The sequence below is a fragment of the Kitasatospora sp. NPDC004240 genome (assembly GCF_053603215.1).
Window position 1 is genome coordinate 20,821 of sequence record NZ_JBSGFD010000102.1, and the last position, 9,139, is coordinate 29,959.

Annotated in this window: 7 protein-coding genes and 1 pseudogene; 5 read left to right on the plus strand and 3 right to left on the minus strand. The window is 74.5% G+C overall.

Annotated features, from left to right (window positions below; translation table 11 throughout):
* Positions 1 to 191: 191 nt before the first annotated feature.
* Positions 192 to 440 (plus strand): DUF1918 domain-containing protein, encoded by a 249-nt coding sequence (locus tag ACWEQL_RS25405; RefSeq protein WP_452152618.1) that lies wholly within the window; start codon positions 192 to 194, stop codon positions 438 to 440.
* A gap of 464 nt (positions 441 to 904) precedes the next feature.
* Positions 905 to 1,072: a hypothetical protein gene (locus tag ACWEQL_RS25410; protein ID WP_452152619.1), complete on the plus strand. Its 168-nt coding sequence runs from the start codon at positions 905 to 907 to the stop codon at positions 1,070 to 1,072.
* Positions 1,073 to 1,084: 12 nt separating this feature from the next.
* On the opposite strand, the gene ACWEQL_RS25415 is transcribed toward ACWEQL_RS25410, so the two are convergent.
* Positions 1,085 to 4,018, minus strand: a complete 2,934-nt coding sequence (locus ACWEQL_RS25415; RefSeq protein ID WP_452152620.1) for an ABC transporter permease — start codon at positions 4,016 to 4,018, stop codon at positions 1,085 to 1,087.
* Between the two features lie 3 nt (positions 4,019 to 4,021).
* Positions 4,022 to 4,756, minus strand: a complete 735-nt coding sequence (locus ACWEQL_RS25420; protein WP_452152621.1) for an ABC transporter ATP-binding protein — start codon at positions 4,754 to 4,756, stop codon at positions 4,022 to 4,024.
* 227 nt (positions 4,757 to 4,983) lie between these two features.
* On the opposite strand from ACWEQL_RS25420, the gene ACWEQL_RS25425 reads away from it, so the two are divergent.
* Entirely contained in the window at positions 4,984 to 5,712 is a 729-nt protein-coding gene (locus ACWEQL_RS25425) for a helix-turn-helix domain-containing protein (RefSeq protein WP_452152622.1), read from the plus strand.
* A 54-nt stretch (positions 5,713 to 5,766) separates the two neighbouring features.
* Here the strand turns inward: ACWEQL_RS25425 and ACWEQL_RS25430 are convergent.
* A pseudogene (locus ACWEQL_RS25430) lies at positions 5,767 to 7,718 on the minus strand (hydantoinase B/oxoprolinase family protein); the annotation flags it as partial.
* A 315-nt stretch (positions 7,719 to 8,033) separates the two neighbouring features.
* Here ACWEQL_RS25430 and ACWEQL_RS25435 point away from each other — a divergent pair.
* Both ACWEQL_RS25435 and ACWEQL_RS25440 read left to right on the plus strand, forming a co-directional pair.
* Complete coding sequence (locus ACWEQL_RS25435; protein WP_452152623.1) at positions 8,034 to 8,315, plus strand: dsRBD fold-containing protein; 282 nt, start codon at positions 8,034 to 8,036, stop codon at positions 8,313 to 8,315.
* 45 nt (positions 8,316 to 8,360) lie between these two features.
* A partial coding sequence (locus ACWEQL_RS25440) for a universal stress protein (RefSeq protein WP_452152624.1) occupies positions 8,361 to 9,139 on the plus strand: 779 nt, incomplete at its 3' end.

A 9,139-nucleotide genomic window follows, 5' to 3' on the forward strand; every position in this document is an offset into this window, starting at 1 on the left:
GCGCGACTCCTCCGTACCGGGCGTGTGCCTGCTGGCCGTACGGTCAGTCTCGCGCGGGCCGGGCCCGCCGTCCCAGGGCCGGACGGACCGATGACCCGGGACCTTCCGGCCCCTGCCGTACGCGCCCGCCGGTGGTGTCATGGAGGTACGAGGGGCGCGCCCCGGTCCTGTAGCGCCCCAGGGAGGACGCCATGAAGGCCGCCGTGGGAGACCGCATCATCGTCCGGCCGACCCGGCCGGGCGCGGCACGCAGGGACGGGGAGATCGTGGGGCTGCACCACGCGGACGGCACTCCGCCCTACGACGTGCGCTGGTCCGACAACGGCCGGGTGACCGAGTACTTCCCCGGCCCCGACACCCGGATCCACCACTACCACCACGGGCAGGAGGCCCCCGCCGCACCGCCCGTGCCACCCCACCCGCACCTCCTCGCCGATTGACGGCCTCCGCCCGGTGTCCACGGCCCGGGCCCGAGCACGGCCGAGGAACGGATCGGTGCCGCCCGGGCGGGGGCGGCACCTGCGGGCCGGGCGCAACGGGGGCGGTGTGGGGCTGGCCCGTACCGAATTCGTCGTCGCCCACCAGGTGCGCGTCCATCCGATGGCCCTGGTCCACCCCGAGCGGCTGCCGGCCGAGGACCGCCGACGGGTCGACGAGCTGACGTCCGGCCACTCGGACCGCAGTTCACCCGCTTCCTGGTACAGGCCGGAATCGACTCGATCTCCGTGACGCCGGACAGCTTCGCCGCCGTGAAGCGGGCCGTGGCTGCGGCGGAGCAGGCCGGGCGCTGACGTCCCGCGGCGATCGCCCGGCCGCGGGACGCTGTGGACAGGACGGCCAGAAATACCCCAGCGGGTATATTGGAGGAGGAGGGGCACCCCTCCGGGACCCGAGGAGTTCTGCGATGTGCCGACGTACGACGTGCCGCGCCTGCGGCAAGGCCACCTACAAGGGGTGCGGCATGCACGTCGACCAGGTGCTCGCCGGGATCCCCCGGACCGACCGCTGCGCCTGCGACCGGAACGCCACCAGGGGCGGCGGCTTCCTCGCGAGGCTTCTCGGACGCCGCTGAGCGGTCGGCCGGTCAGTCCGAGACGCGTACGGCCAGGGCGGGTCTGATCCGCGCGGCGTGGCGGGCGGGCCCGAGGGCGGCCAGCAGGGAGGCCGCCAGGGTGACGGCGGCGAGCAGGGCGATGGCGCCCCACTCGATCGGGAAGCCGCCGTTGAGGCCGGCGAAGGCGGAGCTCTTCTGGTACATCAGCCAGGTGGTGAGCACCCCGAGCAGGGCGCCGAGGACCGTGCCCTCCAGGGCGACGAAGCCGCTCTCCCAGAGGAACGACCGCTCGATCGTCCGGGCCTGGCAGCCCAGCGCCCGCAGCACGCCGATGGTGCGACGCCGTTCGCGGACGGCCCGGACCATCACCACGCCGAGGCCGGTGATGCCGATCAGCAGGCCGAGCGCCAGGAAGCCCTGCATCAGCCGGAAGAACGCGGTGTTGGCGGCGAACAGGCGGTGCACGTCGGCGGCGATCGGTGTGGCCACCAGGCTCGCGGAGAGGTGGTCGCCCTGCAGCCGGGACGCCAGCTCCTCCGGTGAGGTGCCGGGCGCGGTGCGCACCAGGGCGCCGGCCGTCCGAGCCTCGGCGCCGAACTGCGCGGCCGTGCTGTCCCGGCTCTCGATCAGCGGGTAGACGGCGGCGCTGGTGCCGTTGCCGGGGTAGAAGGCGAGGCCGCTGTTGAGGACGCCCGCGATGGTCTTGCGCTCGGAGCGGCCGGTGACCGGGTCGGTGAGGGTGAGGGTGTCGCCGGGGGCGTAGAACTTGCCGGCGGGGCCGCCGGTGGCGCCGAAGAAGCCGTCCAGGACGACGTGGTCGGGGTGGGCCGCGAGGGCGTCCCAGACGGCCTCGTCGTCCGCCAGGCCGGGCAGCCGGTCGCGGAAGGTGATCCCGGCGGCGGCGCCGTCGGGGATGCCGACGACCGCGGTCTCCAGTGGCCGGGTGGTGCGGTGGCCGGGGTCGTCGGCCTGGCCGCGCGCGTTGAGCAGCGGGGCGACGGCGGTGATCTGCCCGCTCCCCGCGCGGGCGCGCAGGTCGGCCAGCGGGTCCTGCCCCGCCTGCGGGTTGTAGTCGACGCGCAGCGTGTAGCCGGCGGTGGCGTCGGCCACCGACCGGTCGATGCCGGCGTTCATGATGCCGGAGATCTCGGTGAGCAGCACCAGGACCAGGACGATCAGGGTGTACATCACCAGCGTCGATCCGGTGCGGAACCGCTTGGCCAGCGGGTAGGCGGCGGCGAGCCGGGTGGCGAGGCCCTGCTGGGTGGGGCGGTTCATCAGCCGTCGCAGGGGCCGGAGCAGTGTCTGCTGGTTCTCGCTGACCAGGACGACGCCGGAGAAGGCCGCCAGGGTGCCGATGATGACGTAGACGGCCATCGACGGGCTGTCGAAGATCCCCGGCCGGATCACGCTCGCGGCGAGCGTCCAGGTCAGCACCAGACCGGCGGCCAGGCCCGCGACCAGGCGCCGCGGCAGCACCCGTCGTGCGGCGGGCACGGCGAACGCGACGGCGAGGGCGGGCAGCAGGTACGTCTGTTCGGCCTGGCTCCGGGCGACCGCCGGGACCGCCGCGAGGGCGCAGAGGACGGCGAGCGCGCCGCAGACGGCGGCCAGCCGCCGGCGCGGCCGCCGCCCGGTCCCGGCGGGCAGGTCGCGGATCGCGGCGATCACGTTGAAGCGGCTGATCCGCGCGCTGGTCGCCACGATGGCGGCCAGGGCGATCAGCAGGCCGAGGGCGGCGCCGTTGAGCAGGCTGGTCGGGGTGACCGAGAAGACGATGTCCAGCCCGCTGCCGCCGGTCGACCAGCCGCGGAAGATCTGCGCGGCGACCAGGGCGACGGCCCAGCCGACCCCGATGCCGATCGCCACCCCGGGCAGGGCGGCGGCCACCGCGTACAGCGTGCCCTCCAGGGTGAAGGAGCCGATCAGGCGGGAGCGCTTGAGTCCGACCGCGCGCAGCATGCCCAGCTGCGGCTTCCGCTCCTCGCCGAGCATCACGAAGATGTTCACCAGGAGCAGCGCGCCGGCGATGACGCTGAAGCTGCCGATCATCAGGAAGAGGGCGCCGAGCGAGTCCCCGGTCTTCCGGGCGGCCTCGAGGACGGTGTGCTTGGGGGTGTCCACGGCGGCGCGGCCCGCGTCGGCGCCGAGCGCCGTACGGATGTCGGCGGTCACCGCGTCGGTGAGCCGTTCGCCCGACTCGACGCCGCCGCGGTTGGAGACCAGGGTCACCGACTGCGGCTGGACGCCCGCGGCCCGGGCGGCGGCGTCCAGGGCACCGGGCGGCAGGAAGACGTTGCGGTTGACCCGTCCGCCCAGCCCGGTGCCGGCCAGGCCCTCCTGTGGGACGACCCGGGCGACGGTGAAGTCCGTCGGCTGCCCGTACAGGTGGACGGTGATCGGCTGGCCGTCGCCGACGCGCAGGGTGCGTGCGAGCGGCTCGTTCAGCACCACCTGGCCGGGCGGCGGGGTGGGGCCGTGCAGCCCGGGGTCACCGCCGGCCGCGCCGAAGCGGCCGGCCTCGTCGAGGTCCATCTGCCAGGCCAGCACCCGCGGTTCGGCCGTCGGCCCGCCGTCGGCCGTAGCGGTGGCCGCCGCCTGGGCGACCTGTCCGCTGAGCACCCCGTCCACGTCCGGGTCGGCGGCGAGCGGCCGCAGCCGGTCGGCGACGGCCTGCCCGGCGGAGACCTCGGTGCTGACGATCCGCTCGTCCACCGGGCCGAGGGTGCGGTAGGCCTCCTGGCGGACCGAGAAGTTGAGCGTGTCCCCGACGACCAGCGCGCCGACGATGATCGCGGTGCCCAGCATCGAGCCCGTGATCACCAGGGCCGCCTCCGTACGGCGCCGGGCGACCTGGCGCAGCGCCAGCCGGCGCACCACGGGCTGGCGCACGGCGACCAGGAGCAGCACCAGCAGGGCCACGGCCAGCAGGCCGAGCAGCGGGAGGAGGAGGTTCGGGTACACGGGTCAGCCCACCGGTACCGTCCGGGCCGTGTCGGCGACCAGCCGGCCGTCGCGCATCCGGACCAGCCTGGGCAGACGCCGTCCGATCGCCTCGTCATGGGTGACCAGCACGATGGTCTGCCCCTCGTCGCGGTTGAGCGTACGGAGCAGCTCCATCACCTGGTCCGCCATGGCGCTGTCCAGGTTGCCGGTCGGCTCGTCGGCCCAGACCACGGCGGGCCGCGCGACCAGGGCGCGGGCGATGGTGACGCGTTGCTGTTCGCCGCCGGACAGTTCGGCGGGCCGGTGGGAGACCCGGTGGCCGAGGCCGACCCGCTCCAGCATCGCCTCGGCGCGGGAGCGCGCCTCGTGCGGCGGCCTGCCGGTGAGCAGCAGCGGGAGTTCGACGTTCTCGGCGGCGGAGAAGACCGGGATCAGGTTGAACGCCTGGAAGACGAAGCCCATCGCCCGTGCCCGGTGTTCGGTGCGCGCGGCGTCGGACATGGCGAACAGGTCGCGGCCGTCGACCTCGACCCGTCCGGCGTCGATGTCGTCCAGGCCCGAGAGGCAGTTGAGCAGGGTGGTCTTGCCGGAGCCGGAGGGGCCCATCACCCCGACCAGTTCGCCCCGCCGGACGGTCAGGTCGAGATCGCGCAGCGCCGTCACCTCCACCGATCCCGTGCGGTAGACCTTGCGCACCCCTGTGGCGACCAGCAGCGGGCGCGGCCCGCCCGCGGTCGCGGTTGCGGTCCCGGTCACCGGGCCCACCTCCTCCCGTACGTCTTCCTCCTTCCACTCGACCCGGCCACGCCCGTCCCGGGAAGGGCCGGTCGGCCCGCCCTGGGGCCCCGCACGGCGGGCCGGGCGGCCCTGCCGTACGGCCGGATCGCCGGTGGATGCTGGAGTCGTACCGGCAGGCCCCGTACGGGCCGCACCGGCGCGGGGCCTGCGAGCGAACGCGGGCCCGGAGAGCGGAGGAGCGAACCGTGGCCAGGAGACCCGCAGGCGAGATACCGGCGGTACAGCCCGAGCCCGTCCACCCCGGTGACCTCGGCCGCCGGATCCTCCGGCGACGCGAGGAACTCGGGCTCAGCCGCTCGGAGGTGGCCGTGAGGGCGGCGATGGACGAGGGCTTCCTCGGGTACCTGGAGTCCTCACCGTCCACCGCCGAGGCCGAGCCGCTCATCCGGCTGGCCGACGCGCTCGGCACCACGGTCGACCGGCTGCTCGGCGGGGACGTCGACGTCCCGCCCGGCCCGGGAGTGGCCGCGGCCCACCCCGTCCTCACCGAGCTGCCGGTGTCCGAGTGCTGGCGCAGGATCGCGCCCGGTGGCGTCGGGCGCGTGGCCCTGACCACCGCGGACACCCCGGTCATCCTGCCGGTCAACTACCGGGTGCTGGACGCCGCCGTGCTCTTCCGCACCTCCGCCGCCGGCCCGCTCGCCACCGCGCCGGGCACCCGGATCGCCTTCGAGGTCGACCGGGTCGACGAGGTCCTGCGCACCGGCTGGAGCGTCCTGCTGACCGGCCGGGCCGCCGCGGCCACCGAACCGGAGGCGACCGTCCGCCTCGCCCGGGAGGACGGCCCGGACCCATGGGCGGGCGGGCGGCGCGACCTGTGGATCCGCCTGCGCCCCACGACCGTCACCGGCCGGATCATCCACACCGAGGAGCAGCCGCGGGGGCGGGCGGGCGGGAACGACGTGCTCCGGTAGGGCGCCCGGGCGCGCACGCCGCCGCCCACGGCCCCGTCCTGGCCTCGCCGGTGCTCAGGGCCCTTCGCGCTGTGCCGGCGGCGGACCGTAGCCGCCGCCACCGGGAGTCTCGATCACCAGGACGTCGCCCGGCCCCACCGTGGTCGAGTCGCAGCCGGACAACGGTTGCACGGACCCGTCCGAACGCTCGACGCGGTTGGCGCCGAGTGCCCCGGCCGCCCCGCCCGCCAGACCGTACGGGGGCACCCTTCGGTGGCCCGACAGCAGACTCACCGTCATCGGCCGGCGGAACCTGATCCGGCGGACCGCTCCGTCACCGCCGCGCCAGCGGCCGGCGCCGCCGCTGCCGGTCCGTACGGCGAACTCCTCCAGCAGGACGGGCAGGCGCCACTCCAGCACCTCGGGATCGGTGAGCCGGGAGTTCGTCATGTGGGTCTGCACGACGGAGGCGCCCTCGAACCCGTCGCCCGCGCCGGCACCCGACCCGAGCGTCTCGTAGTACTGGTGCTCCCGGCTACCGAAGCTGACGTTGTTCATCGTCCCGGAGCCTTCGGCCTGGACGCCGAGGGCCGCGTACAGCGCGCCGACGATCGCCTGCGAGGTCTCCACGTTCCCGGCCACGACCGCGGCCGGGGTGGCTCGGGGCCAGCATCGAACCCTCCGGAACGACGATCCTCAGCGGACGCAGACAGCCGTCGTTGAGCGGGATGTCGTCGGCCACGAGGGTACGGAAGACGTAGAGCACGGCCGCGGTGACGACCGACGCGGGGGCGTTGAGGTTGCTGTCCGACTGGGCCGAGCTGCCGGTGAAGTCGACGGTCGCGGACCGGTGCGGGTGGTCCACGGTGATCCTGACGGCGATCTCCGCCCCCGAGTCGGTCTCGTACCGGTGCACACCGTCGTGGAGGCGGTCGACCACCCGGCGGACGGCCTCCTCGGCGTTGTCCTGGACGTGCCGCATGTACGCCTGCACCACGTCCAGCCCGAAGTGGTCGACCATCGCGGCGATCTCGTCGGCGCCCTTGCGGTTGGCCGCGATCTGGGCGCGCAGGTCCGCCAGGTTGGTCTCCGGGTTCCGCGAGGGGTACGGCGCCTCCCTCAGCAACCGGAGGGTCTCGGCCTCCCGCAGCCGCCCGTCCTCGACCAGCAACCAGTTGTCGAACAGCACCCCCTCCTCCTCGATCCGGTGGCTGGCGGCCGGCATCGAGCCGGGGGTGAGGCCGCCGATCTCGGCGTGGTGCCCGCGCGAGGCGACGAAGAAGAGGATCCGGCTCCCGGCGTCGTCGAAGACCGGCGTGACGACGGTGACGTCCGGCAGGTGGGTCCCACCGTGGTAGGGATCGTTGACGGCGTAGCTGTCCCCGGCCCGCATCGCGCCGCCGCGCCGCCGGATCACCTCCTGGACGGTGGTGCCCATCGACCCCAGGTGGACCGGGATGTGCGGTGCGTTGGCGACCAGGTTCCCTCCGGGTCGAACAGGGCGCACGAGAAGTCCAGCCGTTCCTTGATGTTGACGGACTGCGCGGTCGATTCGAGCCGCACACCCATCTGCTGGGCCACTGACATGAAGAGGTTGTTGAAGACCTCCAGCAGAACCGGATCCGCCTCGGTCCCGACGTCCGCCCGGGGGAGCGCGGCGACCCGCTCCAGCAGGAGGTGACCGGGCTCACCGACGACCATCCGCCAGCCGTCGTCGACCACGGTGGTGGCGCCGGACTCGGCGACGATCGCCGGCCCCGTCACCTCCTGGCCCCGGGTCAGGAGTTCACGTCGATACAGGCCTACCGTCCGCCACCGCCCGCAGACGTACATCTCGACCTGCTCGTGATCGCCCGGCACGGCGGCGCCGGACGCGACGACCACCCCCAGATCGGGCGGTCCATCAGGAACGAGTACAGGGCGCGGTGGCCGTCCTCGAAGGCCGAGGCCATGGCGGACGCGTCGGCCATCCGCTCGCCCGGGCGCACGAATGCGGTACTCATCCGGGTCTCCCGTCCCGAACGCCTGCCGGCGGTCGTCTGCGTGGCTCACGCTGCCGAGGGCGGACCGCACCGTCCGCGGCGACCGTGCGTCCGACGGCGTGGACGGCGACCGCTGCGCCCAGGTCCGGGCACCGCGGCAGTAGGGTGCCGCGGCGGTCGGGGTGCGGTGTCCTGTCTCCAGCCTGCACCGCCGTGCCGCACCGCGCGACGTGCCCGGTCCCGGTTCCTCGCCGCGCCGGAAGCCGCCGCACGGTTCAGGATGGGAATGTCGGGGACCGACGCCCTCCAGGGGCCGTCCGTCCCCGTCGTGGGTGCGCCGAGCGGGAGGAGAACACCCCCATGAGCGAGAGCACCACACCTGGACCCGTCCGCACCAAACGCTGGGCGCTGCGTCTGGACCTGTTCGAGGAGGGCGACGTCACCAAGGTCCACGCCGTGCTGGACACCGGCGACAACACCTTGGAGAGCCGCACGGCCGCCCATCGCAACCCGCACGACCCGCCCGTTCCGGAGATCGGCGACGAGTACGCGGCCGGGCGGGCCCTGGTCGAGCTCGGGCACATGCTGCTGAGAGCCGGGATGACCGACGCCACCGCGAACGACAGGTCCGGTTCCGCCTGACCTTCCCCTACCCGTGACCGCCCGACCCGTGATCCGGAGGGTGCCATGAACGCGGAGGCCGCCGTGAACGGACCGATCGTCGCGGGCTTCGACGGGTCCCCCGAGAGCGTGGCCGCGGCCCGGTGGGCCGCGCGCGAGGCGCTGCTCCGGGGGCTGCCCCTCGAACTCCTCCAGGCCTGGCCATGGCCGGCGACCGATGTCCTGGGTACCGACGACGCGATCGCCTGGAGCCGGCAGCGACTGGCCGCCACGGAGACGGAGCTGCGGGCCGTCCTCGCCGCCGGAGAGGACGTCACGTCGGCCCACGTGCGCCGGGACCCGGTCGAGGCCCTCGACGCGGCGAGCGGCACCGCCACCATGCTGGTCCTCGGCTCGCGCGGACTGGGTACGCTGCGGGGCTTCCTGGTCGGGTCGGTGAGCCAGGAGGTGCTGCGGCGCGCGGCCTGTCCGACGGTCCTCGTCCGTGCGGACGAGGACACCCCGCCGGGCGACACCGCGACCGCCGGCGACGTCGTCCTCGGCCTCGACCTCCGGCACGCGTGCGACGAGGTCATCGGCTTCGCCTTCGAGGCGGCCCGGCTGCGCTCGGTACCGCTGCGGGTCGTCCACGCCTGGGCACCGCCGGCCGGGAGCGAGTACATGGCGTTCGCCGCGATCGGCAGCATGGACACGGAGCTGGAAGCCGCCGAGCGACAGCAGCTCACGGACGCGCTCGCCCCCTGGCGGTCCCGGCATCCCGAGGTGACCGTGACCGCGGACCTGGTCCGCGGTCACGCCGCCGCCACCCTGGTCGAGGCGGCCGCGGCGGCCGGCCTCGCGGTGGT

Bases quoted from the DNA above. Each gene is read 5' to 3' on its own strand.
- ACWEQL_RS25405 (WP_452152618.1), top strand. From the start codon at position 192: ATGAAGGCCGCCGTGGGAGACCGCATCATCGTCCGGCCGACCCGGCCG.
- ACWEQL_RS25410 (WP_452152619.1), top strand. From the start codon at position 905: ATGTGCCGACGTACGACGTGCCGCGCCTGCGGCAAGGCCACCTACAAG.
- ACWEQL_RS25435 (WP_452152623.1), top strand. From the start codon at position 8,034: ATGAGCGAGAGCACCACACCTGGACCCGTCCGCACCAAACGCTGGGCG.